This is a genomic window from Methanothermobacter crinale, assembly GCF_055397825.1.
Window position 1 is genome coordinate 1,389,171 of record NZ_AP042450.1, and the last position, 16,951, is coordinate 1,406,121.

Consider the following 16,951-nt stretch of genomic DNA (forward strand, 5'->3'; position numbering starts at 1 on the left):
GTCAAGGGGAATTGCAATAGCCAATCCAACAAAACAAGGATTGGGGGTGAAAAGGAAAAGGGATTGTCTTAAACCCTTATAATTATCAACAAGCAAAAAAACTAAATCTTCCTATTTTTCCTGTTAAGCCCTGGCAGAATCCCTTTTTAAAGAAACTTCAACTCCACTTTGTTATCATCTAAAATGCGCCCCCAAATCATGAAGGATGTGAATCTATGCGAAGGAGGAGTCTGCCCTCCGATGATTAGACGAACAGGACCCCTCATAAGCTAAGGGGGAGGATCTATATTTTCTCTTATCACTTTTCACTCCACATCGATGAACAAAAAAATTATATAGTGATAATTTTATAGTATTTTGTATGACTTGGGGGTGACTAGGATGAGGAAGAATATTTTCTTCTTAACCCTACTATTATGTTTTTTCCTTATAGGTGGTGTTTCAGCAGCCGGCCAAGACAATTTAACAGTGGTGGCGACAGGCTCTGCTGACCAGCAACCTGATCACGTAATCATAAGCATAAATCAGACAAGAGGTTGGATAATTCCAGGGCCTACAGGATCGCCCCCATCAACGATAGACATTCAAGTCCCCCATGAAGATATGAAGTGGATAAGCATCTATTTCAGAGACGCGGAAACAGCAGAGCATTTTGAAGATGATACAGGAGCATGTGAACAGATAGGTTTAATTGTCAATGGACAGACCATGGGAAAATGGAGCTTTTATGATCCATGGCTCTTTGAAGGATTCAGGGAAGGATGGGGCGGCGACCATGAAACATGGAGATCCTATTATGACCCAACCTTCAAAATCACCATCAAATGCAAACCATCCACAGGGAAGGGCCCATTTTATCTATTCAGTAAGGATGTAAAGATTCATTACAAGAATTTGCAAGCGGCGGATGGTAACGCAGGTTTCGAGGAAATAATAACTTTGTGCATCGCCGATCCTGAAAATCTACAACTCGACCCAATCAGGGCGAACTGGGAAGCATGGAAATTAAATGACATGACGTCATGGGAAGCTGCAGCATATGGAACATTCCTAACAGCCTTCAAAACATTATATATGTGGCAGGACAGTCTACCAATACTGGCTCAAAACCTAAGCATAGGATATCAAAAGAATTATCCATTGTTCATGATCTGCGGAGTCACACAACTTGGGTTCATAGGCGGCAGCGGATACACATACATGCACACACCCTTCATTACCATCGACACATCCGGCGACTATTTCTGGGATATGAAAGACAGCAACAACTACAGAGACTTTGACAAGAGAGTGAAAGTATTTAACATTGCAAGGGGTTTGCTACTTAAAAAACTCGAAACAATAATACTAAAGAAGATAGGGGTTAACGCATCAGATCCTGTTGAAAGAATCCTAGAAGCAGTTGAAAATGGAAATGCAATCATCACACATGACCCAGTCTTCATAGAATGGCTAAGTATAGGAACGCCTAACGAACAAACCGGCATGTTCATTGATCTCGCATGCAACGGACAAACAATAGTCGCTGAATACACGCCAATAGGATGGTTGTATGGCACAATAGGAACAGGAGGAGCATGCTACCATAAAGACATAACCCAACACACCCAACAAATAAAAATAAAAGATTGGCTACAGTACATTTACGGGGTTCTGCTGGTAAGTTGCAGTACTTACATGTTTATTTCAGCGATCCTTGCAGCGCCTGAAACTGACGGTATTTCACTTGTAGGGGCTGTTATAGCTATGAACGGTATAATCGATGGCCTGAAGATGATGGAGGAGTCTGTAGAAGTTGAATGAATAGGCTAAACCTTAAGTCTTCCTCCAGAAGGTAAGGGAGGGCAGACAAAAACTTGGAGGAGAAAGAAAAATGGAAAGTAACCCAAAGCAATTCTATATCCTATGTATCCCTCTTGCTTCTGCTATTGTTCTCCTAATAATATTTCGTATAATGGGAATAATATCCGAACATCTAAAGTACATTGGCGACGGTATTATATTTATTATAGCAGGTGCATTGAATTTTATCTTCTTACCGCAAAGAGATCCATTAGCGTCTCGCTGTGTCGGTTTATTTTTTATTTTAGGGGGAATTGTAATTTTCTGTGAGGGACTTGGTTTGATGTGAGCGTCGTCTACTTTGCAATGAATTTATTCCGAGATCAAGTAAATTTGAACTGGCTAACCCTCCTAAAAAAAATGGAAGGATAGATCATGGCATCAACAGATAGGCTGATTCCGACGGGCATATGGTTCACACTACCATGATTTCTAGGACTATTAGATGCGGAGACTAGATTCTATGAGAGAGTTACAGGAGAAAAAGTGAAAAAAGGTGGTGTAGGGACGCCCAGAGCCTTCTCGTTCGGCTTCATGGTTGTCCTTCTCCCTTTTTTTCTCCTTTCGGCGGGTCTTTGCTTTGTCTTCGCTCCTAAGATAGTGCCAGGAGTGGTTGCTCTTGTAATCCTCGTGGAGTATATTGGTTTTGTGTCCTTTTTGAGGGCTGACACCTTCCAATGGGAATGGGATGGGAAAGGATACCCAATTAGGGGATACTTCTGTTTCTCACTCCTTTTCTCTGCCTTCATGGTTATAAGGGGTGTTGTTGGCATGTTTAAAGGGGATGTGGCCTGGGGTTTGTTCATGTTGTCTCTTGGCCTGTTTATCGCGACATATTATCTTTTCCCTGATAAAATGCCAGGATTAAAAGGGAATTACCTTAGCACGCGACGTGAAGTTTTGAGGGCGATTATTGTCGGCATAATACTCCTCATAATCACAAGGATAATCTGGATAATAGTCCAGGTTAAGGTGTTCCACTGGTCATTGACAGGCCACTAGGGCATGTAAAGGGTTTTTGGATAATGTATATTATCAGAAAAGACACCCCGCGCAAAAGCCAGAAAAAACCGTCTCTCCTTGATTTACATGAAATGAGAAAAAAGAGGCCCATATTATATCCCATTCCATGCAAAAACCTTAGAAGGCGTTTTTTCTCTCTTTTTTTGGAATAATCAACAATATCACAAACATTTTATTTTTCCTTACATTAGCTATGGTAGAAAAGCCCCTCATTACATCTTTTTCTTTTTAGGCTTTGGAAAGTGGGGGGGTGTTGGTTAAACCGTCATAGGATATCATTCACTATGAAATGGCGTATGTGTGATTTTTACAGGACTGTTTTTTATGGATCGGTAATCTTTATATATGATGATTCGCCAACACAATAGTGTCGGAATAAGGTTTCCGGTTTCCGATAAATTTGGTGGAGGAAAAATAATATGAACGCAACAATAAACCCTGGCGACACCGCTTGGATGCTAATATCAACAGCCCTGGTATTACTCATGACAGTACCCGGAGTAGCACTATTCTATGGCGGACTAACAAGAAAAGAAAACGTATTAAACACAATCTTCATGTCCTTAATAGCATTCGCACTAACAAGCATAATCTGGGTAATCTACGGCTACACACTAGCATTCGGCGGAGACGTACACGGTATAATAGGCAACATAACAAACCTCTTCATGAACAATATCAACATTAATGACCCTGCAACATTAGCACCAACAATACCAACCCTAATATACATAGGATTCCAGTTAACATTCGCAGCCATCACCATAGCTCTGATATCAGGTGCAATAGTAGAAAGGATGAAGTTCTCAGCATGGACAGCATTCGTCATACTCTGGGTAAGTTTAGTATATGTACCAGTGGCACATTGGGTATGGGGCGGCGGCTTCCTTAACCAGCTTGGCGCCCTAGACTTCGCAGGCGGCACAGTAGTACACATAAACTCTGGCATAGCAGCATTAGCTCTCGTATACTTGCTCGGTAAAAGAAAAGACACAAAACTCTTACCACACAATCTTGGATACTCAGTGATAGGCGCATCACTCTTATGGTTCGGTTGGTTCGGTTTTAACGCCGGCTCGGCCCTCACAGCAGGGGGACTTGCAGCATCAGCATTCCTCGCGACGAATACCGCAACAGCAGCCGCTATGATATCATGGATAATCCTAGATTGCATTAAAACAGGCAAACCCACACTACTAGGCGCGATATCCGGTGCAATAGCAGGTCTAGTGGCCATAACACCAGCAGCAGGTTATGTGACAATACCAGCAGCCATAATAATAGGTTTGATCACCAGCATATTCTCATACTTTGCAGTATCCAACTTAAAAGCAAAACTTGGATACGATGACGCACTAGACGTGTTCGGCATACATGGAGTCTCAGGCCTTTGGGGTTCAATAGCAACAGGCCTATTCGCAGCCCCATTCATAAATGAACTCGGAAAGGGCCTATTCTATGGCAACCCCGGACAATTACTAATACAAGTACTATCAGTGGTAGTTGTGATGGCCTATTCATCCACAGTAACACTAATCATAGGTAAAATACTGGATGTGACAATTGGACTACGAGTATCAGAAAAAGAAGAAATAGAAGGACTTGACACAAACTTACATGAAGAAACAGGATACAGACTATAAAATGGGGGGAAACCAAAATTGAAAGCTATAACCGCAATAATAAGACCTGAAAAACTTGAAACAGTTAAAAATAACCTCTCTAAAGTAGGATGTTATGGTATGACCGTCACCGAAGTAAAAGGACGCGGCAGACAACTTGGAATAAGAGAAAGCTACCGCGGAAAAGAATATCATATCGACTTATTACCAAAAACACGCCTTGACATAATAGTAAATGACGATAAACTCGAAGAAGTCGTGGACACGATAGTGAAAAGCGCCCAAACAGGGGATATCGGCGATGGAAAAATCTTCATACTACCAGTAGAAGACGTGGTAAGGATAAGAACAGGAGAAAGAGGAGAAAAAGCCGTTTAAACAACCCCCTTCATGGGGGATTATATTTTTTTGAGGAATACCATGGGCCGTTCCATAAATAACAGAGCTCTCCATCTCCCCCAAAACTCTATGGGGGAATAGGGGGGGACAAGACCCTTGAAATGCTCAAAATCATAGACTTGAAACAGGATAGGACGTTGTTGAAAAACTGGAATATTTTAACCTACAGCCAATAAAAAAAGAGGGGGAAGATCACCCACCCAACTGCGATTTCTTTGTTTCCCAGAAAAGTAGAATATAATCGAGGGGTTTACCATCCCCTTTCTTGTAATCTTTCAGAATCTGAAAGTTCACTTATTTCGATGCCTGGCATGGCCGCTCCCAGCCCCCTTGAAACCTCTAATAGGACCTCTGGTTCATTGTAATGTGCAGTTGCATCTACTATAGCCTTTGCATAAGCTTCTGGATTCTCTGATTTGAATATCCCAGATCCTACGAACACACCATCCGCGCCTAATTGCATCATAAGAGCCGCATCTGCTGGTGTTGCAACACCACCAGCCGCAAAATTCACAACTGGCAATCTTCCAAGTTTAGCCGTCTCCTTTACTAGTCTTAGTGGGGCTTCTATTTTTCTCGCGAATTCCCAGAGTTCTTCTTCTTCCTTTTCTCTGGTTTCTCTTATTTGTCCCATTATTATCCTCATATGACGGACTGCCTCCACGATATTACCAGTGCCCGCCTCACCCTTTGTCCTGATCATAGCGGCTCCTTCATCAATTCTCCTAAGAGCCTCTCCAAGATCCCTTGCACCGCAAACAAAGGGTATCTTAAACCTTTTTTTATCAATATGGAATCTCTCATCTGCTGGGGTTAAAACTTCGCTTTCATCTATCATGTCAACGCCAAGAGCCTCAAGTATCTGGGCCTCCACAAAATGGCCTATTCTAACCTTTGCCATGACTGGGATGGTCACCGCATCCATTATCTCTTCTATTTTGTTTGGATCAGCCATCCTAGCAACCCCGCCAGAAGATCTTATATCGGCAGGGACCTTCTCAAGGGCCATCACTGCAACCGCTCCAGCCTCCTCTGCTATAATGGCCTGTTCACTATCCACTACATCCATTATAACGCCGCCCTTGGTCATCTTTGCAAAACCTTTCTTTAGAACTTCTGTACCATGTAACATAAAATCTGACCCTCCCACCTAGAACGTTCTCAACGACAGGTTGACTTTGAAGGCATGTGAACTACCCATCCATGGATGGGGGGACATCGTGAAGGAGTTTATCCCACCTAGGGGACTCCTTATCCCTTCACTGGCAAATTCACACCCTCTGCTCTCATGGACTTGAAGGGTTGGATACCCTCCCCTTCAAATATTTCTTGTATTTGACATATTATAAACTTAACTATCTCGCTTCTGGAAGGATGAAGCCTATACAGACAATAGAAAGATAAAATATACGGGGGAAACTTATATATAGGATTATCTTCTAATACGGGAATAGGAGTGGTTATTTTGGTTATGGAAACACTTACAGGTTCAATATTCTATTCTCATGTCATGCCGGCCATTCTTGGATTTCTGAGCATAATCCTAATCTGTGATGGTATAATGGACGAGAACAAAAAAAAGACATTAGCCGGCATAATCCTATTTTTTGGGGCGGGACTCCTACCATTTGTAATCCTCCGCACCATATTAGGAGTCTAAAAACTTTTTATGGCCACCCCCACGCGTAGGGTCCATTCCTGCCATGTATCTTAGCCTACATTCTTCGTCGAGGAACACTTTATCAATGTCAACATCCTTTCTGTAGTTAGTGAATGTTTGCTATAAAAATTTGACATTGGAGTAGGATGCCCTAATTATCTGATGGGGAACTTGTCGTCCAGTATCTGGAATTTTTAGCATATTATCCCGGACTCCACCTAGAATTCTCTTTTTTTGCCCTTCAAGGATGTTTTGACCTTTAATTGGTGCTGGCCCTTACACACACTTTTTCTTGTTCCCATGTTATCGGGGCTTATTAGTGGGTATCCCTTGGGGGGTTCAATCTATATATAATGGGATTTTTCCCTGGTGGAGTGCTGTGCCGGCGAGTATTTTTCTTATACCCATTGATGATAGCATTTTTATATCTTGAAGTTTTATACCCCCACCTGGGATTATGTCAAATTTTTCGAATTTTTTTATGAGTTCTCTGTTGATGCCTTGTTGTGTGCCGACCCTTGTCAAATCTAGGAGTATGATTTCTCCGGGGTCTAGTTGGATTAGCACATCCCTAAATTCTTCTAGTGTCATGTTAAGGTTTTTAGAGTATAGTTGGCCATTTTTTGTATCGATACTCACCACTATCCTCGACTTTGGGAAGACTCTAAAAATCTTTTTTAATTCTCTGATGTCTCTTAAGGTTTCTGTGGCGACTATTACCTGCCATGCTATCTTTAGGCCGAATTCAAAGGCTTTGAAGTCTTGAACTCCGAAATCTAGCATTACAGGGATCAGATGGTTTATCTCTTGGACAATTTGGATGTTGGAGCCTTGGCCTGTGATGGCGTCAAGGTCGGCTATGTATATTCTCCGAGCCCCGGCCCTTTTTAACGATAATGCTATTTCCACAGGATTTGGGGATGTTGAGAATATGCTCTTTAATGGTTTGTATTTTTTTCTCTCACCGGATTTGCCTGCTACTGCTAATGAGCCCATCAAGTCCAGGACTGGTATAACTTCTATCATGTTAGGCTCCTTGTACCATGATAAGTTTACCTGTCTTAGGATCCTCGTAGACCATGCCCAGTTTAACCATACCCGATCCAGACCCTGAGACAACCTCTGGTGTAGTGTTAAGTTCCTGTCCTTGTTGTATTTCAACCACTTCTTTAATGGCTTGCATGGCTGCTTGGCGTTCTTCTGGTGACATGTTGGAGAATACGACGTTTTGCATGTTCCATGACATGACTAGGAATATTAGGAAGCCTACTGAGAGTACTAGCATGGCATCTACTATGTTAGCTGATCCTGCCGTGGGGTCTTCCTCATTTTGGCCTTCAAGCAATCTCCGCCGTCGGCGCAGCATCCTTCATCACCTCTAATATTGTCTCTGCTAATGCTTCGAGGTTGGAGAGGTATTCTTCGTACCATCTTCGCCTTATCTTTGATATCACATATGATATGCCCCCTGCTGCAAGGCCCACGACTGTAGTGTCGAATGCCACGATTATTGCTTGTGCTAGTGTTTGTATGTCTCCTGCTCCAAGGGCTGCTAGCCCTGGGCCCATTGGTATGAGCGTCCCCATAAGTCCTAGTGTGGGTCCGAGTCTTGTCACTATATCCGTCTTTTCCAAGCTTTTCGCGACCTTTATCTCCTCTGCTTCTATTAACTTTCTTGCGAGGGCTTCTCTCGCCCTTGGACTTAAGTTTGTTGCCCTTGCAAGTTCTGTTAGGATCCTTTTTTGGCTTTCGGGTACTTTTAGGGTTTTTATGGTCTCTTTTATCTTTTCTGGGTTGCCTGGGTTTGACATGGAGAATATTGCATTTTTTATCTCGTCTACTTCTACTTTTATCCTATTGGAGTATTCTGAGATTAGGCCGCCGAGTGATATTATGGCATATGCCATGAATAATAGTAGTCCTACTATGACTGGGATGAGTAGGCTCTGGGATACTACGTGAAGGGCGGCGCTTAATATTTCGCTGCCTGGTACTGCGACCAACTTTATCACCTCAAATTCATCTTATAAGTGCACTATTTTTCCTGTTTATGAAGGCTCCTAATCCCATGAGGATTATAGTGCCTATGATGGCGTATGCCAATGTTCGCAGATCTGGGATTGTTATGGGGCCCATTTTTGATGATAGGACACTGTTTATATTGGGTAGTACTATGGCTGATGCTAGGAAGTATAGGCCCGCGAATAGCATGAAGTTGCCTAATAGTATTGGGTAGGGTTTTTTGGAGGCTTTTGCTATTGTCTTTGAGGATAGGTAGAATATTGTTATGAATATTCCGAGGAGTATTGCGGCGTATTTTCCTATTGTGAGGGCTGATGCCCCTATGAATGGTGCTATTAGTATTATGCTGAGTATGACTGCTCCGAAGCAGCATGGGCATGGTGCTATCATTGCCAGGCAGGTGGCTGTGGCGGTATTTTTTTGGTGTTGTTTCCATTCTTTTATTGTGTAAGTGCCTGCTATTATTAGGATTGTTGCCATTATTATTGTCATGAGTGAAGCATAGTTTGTGAAGTATCCTTGTAGTGTTTGCATGTAAGGGTTTGTGAGGGCTGATAATCCCATGATCCCGGCGGAGTAACCTATGATTATTAGTGCTGCTTTTTTCCGGGATAGTCCTGCGAATCCCATTGCTAGTCCGATTTTCACTCCGAAAAGTAGTATGACTGATAGTATTCCTGCTTCCCATAGAATGTTTATAAGGCTCATGTTTTTTCACCTTCTGGGTTTAGTTTTATATAATATTTAATATATAAATTGTATTATTACTGGTGGGAGTTATTTTGCCCTTATAGTAATAACCCTTTTTCGTGTTTACTTTAAATAAACTAAAGCATTTTTTAATATTTATATTTTTAGGGGGAAACACCATGGAATTCATCATAAAGACCCAAAAAAACCTAGAAGGAACTGCAGCAACCCGCATAAAAGAAAAACTCAAAAACGCAGAAACCTGGATAACACCAGAAGGCTACTCAGGTCTAATCATACTAAAAACAACAGACAAAGAAGCTACAAAAAAACTCCAAGAAATCCCAGAAATAGAAAGAACATTACCAATACACTACAAAACAGGATCAAATCTAGAAAAAATACTCGAAAAAGCAGAAAAAATAGCAAAGCACATAAAAGAGAATGAAACATTCGCAGTCAAAACAAAAAGAAGAGGAAAACACAACTTCACAAGCCCAGAAATAAACAAAAAACTCGGAGAAAAAATACTACAACTAACAAACGCCACAGTAAACCTCAACTCCCCAGATAAAACAATACAAATCGAAATAATCGGAGAAAACACATACATATCCATCAGAAAAAAAGAAAAATGGAAAAAATACACACCAGAAAAAGAAGACGCAAGAAAACTATTCAACAAAACAACAATAATACAAATGCCATACTGGGGCAAACCACAAATAGCAAGAAAATTCGGAGAAAAAATAGGAAGAGCAGCCCAAGCCTACGAAATCAAAGAACTCATAATAGCCCCAAAAGAAAAAATGAACGCCCAAGAAATCGCAGAATTCATAAAAGGCGTGAAAAAAGGACAACAATCAAGATACAAAATACAAAAAGAAGCATACCCATGGCCCACAAAAAAAGTCCCAATAAGCCTATGGGACATCTACCAAGCCACAAGAGACAAAAAAAGGAAAAAAAGAACAATAATAATAACAGACCCCAAAGGAAAAACAATAAACGCAATAAAAGAAAACCTACAAAAAGACCTGCGAAAATCAAAAGAAATAATCATACTCATAGGATCAAGAGAAGGAATACCTAGAGGCCTATTCAAATTCGCAGACTACATAATAGACCTAACACCATACATAACCTTCGCAACAGAACATGTCATACCAGCAACACTCACAACACTCTACCAACTATACTCAAAAGAAGGACAAACTTAAATTTTACCACGGCCACCAAGGAAATACCCCACACCTACAAGTGCTACTAGGGTTATGACCCCTGCAACTGCGTATACTGGCAATCCTGAGCTTGTCCCTGGCACTCCACCAGTTCTACTCACCTCATAGACTCTACCAGACGCTCCGGGACCTTGCCCTGCACCAGCAGCCGCGGCAGCTCCAGCTGCAACCACCCCTCCTGTTCCTGGACTACCAGCTTGACTTCCAATCCCAGGACTGCCAGTATAACCCGGCGTTGGCCCTGCATGTCCAGTAGAAGATCCTGAAGTCCCTGGGGTAGGAATTCCTGGCTGTCCTGGACTTCCAGGCACTCCTGGAGTTCCTGTCGGCGCGAACGCGGCATTCATTGTAGCACCGTAAAGCTTCGTCTTAACCCTACTTAAAAGGTTAGGATTCACATACCCCATAGCCCACTGTATCATAGCAATGTTACCGCAGCTACAGTCACAACAGGAAACACCATACCTTGAAATCGATGAAGCCCACATATTAGTTATAGTTCTAAGGGTATTCTCATCGGTCTTCCAATAACCCATATAGATAGCATTCAGCATCGTACCAGTGGAACTTATCATAGCATATGCCCTATTACCACTCGAAAGCCAACCTGTAACTCCAATATTATAACTGTCCTTTATGTATACATTGTATGTTGTCTGCCACAATAGATTGTAAAACTGTTGTGAAGAACCTAACCCGCTTGTATACGTGGATCGTGTAACTGTCCATCCCATTAGGTTAGATATAAATTTTCTGCTAATGTATCTGCCTGTGGGGTCGCTTTGCATCATGCCCTTGATCCATTCAGGGTTGAAGTAGCGGCTTGCCGCCTCCTGACTTATGAAACTTTCAATTGTCATCACCTTGGGAGAGCCCCTGTTCCCATAACTTAGAACATACATTGCCGGTGCCTTACCATTCACTCTTTCTATGGCGAGTGAAAGTCCACCCCAGTAATCAAAGAAGTCATCATTATCTAGGACACCATACAAGTTTGTGTTCCTACTCGTATATACTGTCCCGACACCAGTAAGCGCCCTCTTGAAGACTAGTGGATTTGATAACCCCCATTGAGTGCTCGAATATATGTTACCCATCCTGTTAAGGTAGAAGTCCGCAAGTTGCATTCTATCCTCCCATGTCCAACTTAACTGTATGCTCTTAGATATCCCAGCTCCATAATCATTCTCTGGTGGGGCGAATATCCTTGAGATTGCATATTCCCCAGCAATCTCTGGGGTCATATTAAGTGACATGTAATATTCGAAGTCTTCAACCCAATGTTTAGCAACATAATTGTAATCTAATGGTTCGTCACCAATACCATAGAATCCAACAGGTCCTAGCACATAATCTAAGGCTTTTTCTATCTTGTCCCCATATTTTTGTTTAAGCCTAGCATCATCTAATATTGTATAGTAGGATCTTGCAAGGGCTATTCTGAATGCCTTGTCAAGCAGTCCGGCTTGCCTGCTGTAAAGATCCCTGAATAGACCAGTTGTTATAATCACAACGTCAATCCTCTTTTTCTCCCAACCCTCTGGTCGTACCAGATCCTTGAGTTCTACATATTTTGGCATTTCTTTAAGTTTAGCGCCTCCCACACCAGCGCTTGGAGAATCAGACCAGTCGGGTTCCATTCCAAGCAACGCCAGCACCATTGATACTAGTGCAGCATCATCACGTGCCGTTTCTGTGCAGAATATGCCAACAGCTATTTTCTCCACAGTATCATTAAGGTTTTGGAGTGTTAATAAAGCTAAACTCTTACCATATTCAAATGAACTCTTTGTAGGTATCTCCGCTGCCTGATCCTGGAAGAAATTCCTACCTGTTGGCAGCGCATCAGGGTTGTTCACAGGATCGTTACCAGCCCCTGGTGGAATATAACCACAATTCAAAGCATTTAATAAAGCTTTTATTTCAGCCTCTATACTTTCATATACTTTCATCGCATATTCATGAGCCAACTCTAATGCCTTTCTCAGTCCAGCCGTTGGCATGCTAGTTAGATTGTTAAGCGTCGCATTCAATCCATTAGTGATGACACTCTTCACGATCCCTATGCACTTTTCTTGCACTTTCTCCTTTTGTATACTGGTAAGGTTCCCATAAGATTTTTTATAAAATAGGAGGGCCACCTCATCCTGTAATGTTGTCTCTTCAGCGGTAGAAACTTGGAATGGCACTGATAGTATCGAAGAGACTAGCATCGCCACTTCATCTTCTGTCCAATTTTTACCAATGGCATGTAAACCATGGGGATACAATGTATCCTGCACCTGCAGCAAGTAATCTTCTATTGTATCGACTAGCTCATCTCCATCTAATTTGTTGAGTGATACTCCCATTGTCATTTCTATAAGTTGTGTGAGATTATTATCTTGTATTGTCTTCCTTATCTTACTGATTATCTCTGTTTTTGTTGAATTGTCAGCACCATCATATTGACCTACGAGGGCTGCTAGCGAAGCATATCCACCATATAATGCCGTGAATGTTAATGGTGGCGTTAAATGGTCTATGATAACTGCTGATCCCCTTCTCTTGGCCTGGATGCCCTCTGCGAGTCCATCCACTATATAATAATAGATTTGTGGCGTGGCACCAGTCACGACCTCGGGGAAGTCATAGGATGCCAATAGAACCTCTTTACCAGGGAGCCACTCATAGGTAGCGTGTCTTCCAAGATGGACCATCGCATCAGTGTTTTCTTGCAAGTAAGCATAAACTGCAAGGTACTGGTGTGGCGGAGCCACCACCATGCTATGATAAAGCTTGTTAATATCTCCTTCCCATCCACGCTGAGGTTCTGGACAAATGAAAATGTTGCCAAACCACATCCCTGGGATTACAAAATATTTTGTACCATTTTTTTCCACGGTCATTATATCGCCGGGGGGCTGTCCCCAACCAGATAAACCACTGATATTAAGTGCAAAGAACTGCCTCTTGTATCCCACGAATTCATTATAGTATTTTTGATCCCTAGTTAAAATATAATTCTTGAGAGCCGCCACTATCTTATCCAATACTGGTATGGCTACATTTGTCTTGTTTTCCGGCAATAATGATATTATACCACTGTACCAGGAGTCTATACGATCTTCCATATTTGTATAATTTAATTCTACCGCCCTTTTGCATAATTCTCCAATATATCCTATTGGTCCTTCAATGACTTGTAATTTTGTGATTGGGTCAAGTTTAGAGAACCATTCCATGTACTTGTCCACTGGATAGAGTATTGCATTTTCTGCGAGTTTTTCAAGTTCTCCGGGGGCCCATGGCGCGACATTAATTCCCCTCTGGATTATCATATCATGGAGTATTGTTGTATTGGCTGGTATGTTCTCTACAGTGTACCCCTCTTCTTTAAGGATGTTAAGGAGATTATAGATGCTTGTTATAACGTCAAGGTAGCTTGAACCAATATTATCCTTTCCTGGCGGATAATTATAGTAGATTAGCGCCACTTTTCTCTCATTGTTCGACAATCTTTTTAGTTTAACCCAGCCTTTTATCTCATCGGCAAGGTGCTCAATATTGGCAGGTATTATTTCGTAAAGACTATAAGATAATCCAGTATCTGGGTCTGTGATCGGTTCGGAGTTCGTGGCCACAATTGCCGGATCTATAATCCCCTGGGACTCTGAAACGGCTATGTGCCACCATCTGTCACCTGTGAGTTGCCTTAATCCTAGGGTGCTGAGCTCCCACTGTTCTGCAAGTAAATAATCGGAATGTAAAGCTTTAAATACTGGTACATTTATGAGTTCAAAGAATTTTGTCACATTTGTGAAAAGACCGCCGCCTAAACCATAGGCTGGCATGCTTACTATAGCATCAACATAAACTTTATACTTGGACGGGTCTGCGAAGAAGCTTTCGACGTCGGGTGCATCAGTGAATGATTCCACCATAACCTTTAATTGTTCGGGCGTGGCCCCATATGCTACTACCGGTATAACATTAAATCCTCTAGCCTCTAATGCATCGATAATGGCATAGTATGGTTGTAGTTTTTGATTGTCCACGTACATTTTACTTTCAAGGAGGCCTATGCAACCTGTGGCGTTCGCCCTGAAATATTTATTAGCATATTCTGTAAGGTTATACCATCCGTGACGGTAAATCCCATATGGTTTTTCGCCACTGGTTGCCCATGTTGGAGGTTTCCAGTAGCCAGTGTTTGGAACCCCAATAAGGTTGAGAGCCCAGACGATCTGATTTACAAACGCATTTTTATTATTAATGTCTTTGTAGAGTACTGCCATGTTGTACTCTAGTGGGAATATGCTAGTAATATTAGATGATGAGGTGTAATTTAACACGTGTTCGAAATTGGTGCCTTTTCTTGTATTTTGATAGTAGTCGATTAGGAGCTCATCTTGTATATTGGAGAGGATGTATTCTCCTTTGATGTTTGAGTATTTCATGAGACTTGTATATGCTGGATTATAGACTATTGCAGGTTCTAGTATGAGGAATATGCCAGCTGTTTTGTTAGTTATTTCTGGGTGGGTTGAGAGCAGCTTTTGTAGGCGTTGAGATGCGCTGCCACTGAGATATTCTCCGATGAATATGTCACAAGTTGATAGGAGTTGCAGGAGTTCGTTATCTGACATTTTATTTAACTGTTCACAGCTTCTGATCTGTATCTGAACACTTTCCCTTATAGGAGCGTACCCAAGAACGTTCATGTCATGAGCTGCCTGGTTGATAACTATCGCTTGCCCTTCATCACTTATAATAAAGACTAGAACGTTACCACCCTTCTTAACTATGCAAGATCTGTTAAATTCATTGTTTGTTTCGTTGATTTCCTGGATGCGGTTTTCTGGGTCTATTAAGAGTTGTAGTGTGTGGGAGCCCACAGTCCCTGGAGTCCAATTAAACACTATCGTAGTTGTCTCACCGCTCCTAACTAATGGAATAATGCGACTACCAACTCTCACACCATTATCAACAAAATCAACCCTAACCCCACTAGCATTGGCTGGACCAATATTCGATATTTTCACAGTGAATGTGTATGTCTCATTAGCTATAAGATCAACAGCTAATTCCGTACTTTTACATATAAGATCGGGAAGGGGCTGGTTAACCGTCAAATTCAATACTATTTTATTGTTTGTTTTGTTGATTTCCTGGATGCGGTTTTCTGGGTCTATTAAGAGTTGTAGTGTGTGGGAGCCCACAGTCCCTGGAGTCCAATTAAACACTATCGTAGTTGTCTCACCGCTCCTAACTAATGGAATAATGCGACTACCAACTCTCACACCATTATCAACAAAATCAACCCTAACCCCACTAGCGTCTTGATCACCTGCATTTCCAAGCAGAGCAGTGACATTATATGTCAAGCCTTTATAGAATGTTCCCTTAAGCTTGGATTGTATCCAGAGCTCTGGTTTTCTGATGACAGGTGGCTCATACCTGGCCTCAAGTAAGGCAAGTATAATCTTATAAAAACCTTTTCCGCCATAACCACCTGTTAATGCACCATCATATGTTAAAGTGTTCTCTCCAGTAGGATTGAATTGACCAGTTACATTCCATCTATTTAATCCACTGTAACTTCCAGTTAACTGATTACCTGAAAGCCTCCTCCCGTTAAATGTATAGGTGCCGTCGACACTGCTCGCATAAACTACAGTCGCTGTAACATTTTTAATTTCACCTATGATATTTGATCTGAAAGCAGTATCCCCAATATAATTTTCTCCAGTATAATCTGTGTAATAATAATTGTCCACGTCATGGCCCATGTTAACCCAGTAGTCGACAGTGTCAGTGCTTCCAGGGATGTCATAGGCTACTACAAGGGTTATAAGTTTTATGCGACCATCTGTAGTGCAATTAAATGTGGTCACATTAGCCCAGTTTCTAATTCCCGTAATGTTGGTCACATCATACCAGAGGAGATAGTCGCTTGTAACCCGCACAATATGATCATTTATCTGAACATACTGGGGAGCTCCTTCATTCAACTCAGGGAAAACGTACTGTGAAGATAGGTGTGTGCTTTCTAGAAGATGCCCATTATATGTGATATTCACGTTAAGCGGATAATCATTCTGCATATGTCCCTGGTATACAAGTACATGGAGTTGTGCCCATGAAACACTTGCATTAGCAGGCAAATCCTTAAAAGTATATAGTACACTAGAATCGCCAGCATTATTCATGCTATAATTTGCTGGTCCGGTGCAGCCAAGGTAAGTATCAACGTAAAGCCCACCACTTACAGTCCCATTTTTGACTGTTTCGAGTTTTAAGCCTCCACAATATGGATCAGCGTAAGATGATGAAGTTAATGAGAATATTGTAACTGTTAGGATGATAAGACACAACAGCTTATGAAACTTTTCCATCGTAACCAATCTCCCTTCCTTTGATCATTTTTAATTTTTAATGTAGTTATATATATATCTTATGGAGAAAGTATT

12 protein-coding genes are annotated in these 16,951 nt (G+C 41.6%); 6 read left to right on the forward strand and 6 right to left on the reverse strand.

All coding sequences use genetic code 11. The features are described 5' to 3' along the window. The first annotated feature begins 381 nt into the window (after positions 1 to 381). The 4 genes from ACZ5XX_RS07920 to ACZ5XX_RS07935 all read left to right on the forward strand — a co-directional run bounded on the left by ACZ5XX_RS07920 (position 382) and on the right by ACZ5XX_RS07935 (position 4,865). Complete coding sequence (locus tag ACZ5XX_RS07920) at positions 382 to 1,803, forward strand: hypothetical protein (RefSeq protein WP_464584189.1); 1,422 nt, start codon at positions 382 to 384, stop codon at positions 1,801 to 1,803. A gap of 525 nt (positions 1,804 to 2,328) precedes the next feature. Next, positions 2,329 to 2,844 (forward strand): hypothetical protein, encoded by a 516-nt coding sequence (locus ACZ5XX_RS07925; RefSeq protein ID WP_464584191.1) that lies wholly within the window; start codon positions 2,329 to 2,331, stop codon positions 2,842 to 2,844. A 440-nt stretch (positions 2,845 to 3,284) separates the two neighbouring features. Then, positions 3,285 to 4,508, forward strand: a complete 1,224-nt coding sequence (locus ACZ5XX_RS07930; protein ID WP_464584193.1) for an ammonium transporter — start codon at positions 3,285 to 3,287, stop codon at positions 4,506 to 4,508. Positions 4,509 to 4,526: 18 nt separating this feature from the next. Further along, a complete protein-coding gene (locus ACZ5XX_RS07935) occupies positions 4,527 to 4,865 on the forward strand; it encodes a P-II family nitrogen regulator (RefSeq protein ID WP_464584195.1) in 339 nt (112 codons plus the stop codon). A 271-nt stretch (positions 4,866 to 5,136) separates the two neighbouring features. On the opposite strand, the gene pdxS is transcribed toward ACZ5XX_RS07935, so the two are convergent. Then, positions 5,137 to 6,018 carry a pyridoxal 5'-phosphate synthase lyase subunit PdxS gene (gene pdxS, locus ACZ5XX_RS07940; protein ID WP_464584197.1) on the reverse strand — a complete coding sequence of 294 codons (882 nt, stop codon included), beginning with the start codon at positions 6,016 to 6,018 and terminating at the stop codon, positions 5,137 to 5,139. A gap of 339 nt (positions 6,019 to 6,357) precedes the next feature. Here pdxS and ACZ5XX_RS07945 point away from each other — a divergent pair, with 339 nt between their 5' ends. After that, positions 6,358 to 6,546, forward strand: coding sequence for a hypothetical protein (locus tag ACZ5XX_RS07945; RefSeq protein WP_464586332.1), 189 nt, complete (start codon positions 6,358 to 6,360; stop codon positions 6,544 to 6,546). Between the two features lie 339 nt (positions 6,547 to 6,885). On the opposite strand, the gene ACZ5XX_RS07950 is transcribed toward ACZ5XX_RS07945, so the two are convergent. The 4 genes from ACZ5XX_RS07950 to ACZ5XX_RS07965 are packed head-to-tail and all read right to left on the reverse strand — an operon-like array spanning position 6,886 to position 9,276. Next, the gene (locus tag ACZ5XX_RS07950; protein WP_464584199.1) at positions 6,886 to 7,572 is read right to left on the reverse strand and encodes a HisA/HisF family protein; all 687 of its coding nucleotides are present in this window, start codon (positions 7,570 to 7,572) and stop codon (positions 6,886 to 6,888) included. Between the two features lies 1 nt (position 7,573). Beyond that, a complete protein-coding gene (locus tag ACZ5XX_RS07955) occupies positions 7,574 to 7,912 on the reverse strand; it encodes a DUF2149 domain-containing protein (protein ID WP_464584201.1) in 339 nt (112 codons plus the stop codon). Beyond that, the gene (locus tag ACZ5XX_RS07960) at positions 7,884 to 8,549 is read right to left on the reverse strand and encodes a MotA/TolQ/ExbB proton channel family protein (protein WP_464586334.1); all 666 of its coding nucleotides are present in this window, start codon (positions 8,547 to 8,549) and stop codon (positions 7,884 to 7,886) included. Before ACZ5XX_RS07960 ends, ACZ5XX_RS07955 begins: the two co-directional genes overlap by 29 nt. Before the next feature lie 16 nt (positions 8,550 to 8,565). Further along, complete coding sequence (locus ACZ5XX_RS07965; protein ID WP_464584203.1) at positions 8,566 to 9,276, reverse strand: DUF2162 domain-containing protein; 711 nt, start codon at positions 9,274 to 9,276, stop codon at positions 8,566 to 8,568. A 161-nt stretch (positions 9,277 to 9,437) separates the two neighbouring features. Here ACZ5XX_RS07965 and ACZ5XX_RS07970 point away from each other — a divergent pair, with 161 nt between their 5' ends. Further along, positions 9,438 to 10,478, forward strand: a complete 1,041-nt coding sequence (locus tag ACZ5XX_RS07970; RefSeq protein WP_464584205.1) for an SPOUT family RNA methylase — start codon at positions 9,438 to 9,440, stop codon at positions 10,476 to 10,478. On the opposite strand, the gene ACZ5XX_RS07975 is transcribed toward ACZ5XX_RS07970, so the two are convergent. Further along, on the reverse strand, positions 10,475 to 16,876 hold the full coding sequence (locus tag ACZ5XX_RS07975; RefSeq protein ID WP_464584207.1) for a cobaltochelatase subunit CobN: 6,402 nt from the start codon (positions 16,874 to 16,876) through the stop codon (positions 10,475 to 10,477). The two genes, ACZ5XX_RS07970 and ACZ5XX_RS07975, sit on opposite strands and share 4 nt — an antisense overlap. Positions 16,877 to 16,951 lie beyond the last annotated feature (75 nt).

What these genes read in the sequence shown, in the direction of transcription:
- ACZ5XX_RS07975 (WP_464584207.1), bottom strand. Translation starts at nt 16,876, where the DNA reads ATGGAAAAGTTTCATAAGCTGTTGTGTCTTATCATCCTAACAGTTACA.
- ACZ5XX_RS07970 (WP_464584205.1), top strand. Translation starts at nt 9,438, where the DNA reads ATGGAATTCATCATAAAGACCCAAAAAAACCTAGAAGGAACTGCAGCA.
- ACZ5XX_RS07965 (WP_464584203.1), bottom strand. Translation starts at nt 9,276, where the DNA reads ATGAGCCTTATAAACATTCTATGGGAAGCAGGAATACTATCAGTCATA.
- ACZ5XX_RS07950 (WP_464584199.1), bottom strand. Translation starts at nt 7,572, where the DNA reads ATGATAGAAGTTATACCAGTCCTGGACTTGATGGGCTCATTAGCAGTA.
- ACZ5XX_RS07930 (WP_464584193.1), top strand. Translation starts at nt 3,285, where the DNA reads ATGAACGCAACAATAAACCCTGGCGACACCGCTTGGATGCTAATATCA.
- ACZ5XX_RS07945 (WP_464586332.1), top strand. Translation starts at nt 6,358, where the DNA reads ATGGAAACACTTACAGGTTCAATATTCTATTCTCATGTCATGCCGGCC.
- ACZ5XX_RS07920 (WP_464584189.1), top strand. Translation starts at nt 382, where the DNA reads ATGAGGAAGAATATTTTCTTCTTAACCCTACTATTATGTTTTTTCCTT.
- pdxS (WP_464584197.1), bottom strand. Translation starts at nt 6,018, where the DNA reads ATGTTACATGGTACAGAAGTTCTAAAGAAAGGTTTTGCAAAGATGACC.
- ACZ5XX_RS07955 (WP_464584201.1), bottom strand. Translation starts at nt 7,912, where the DNA reads ATGCTGCGCCGACGGCGGAGATTGCTTGAAGGCCAAAATGAGGAAGAC.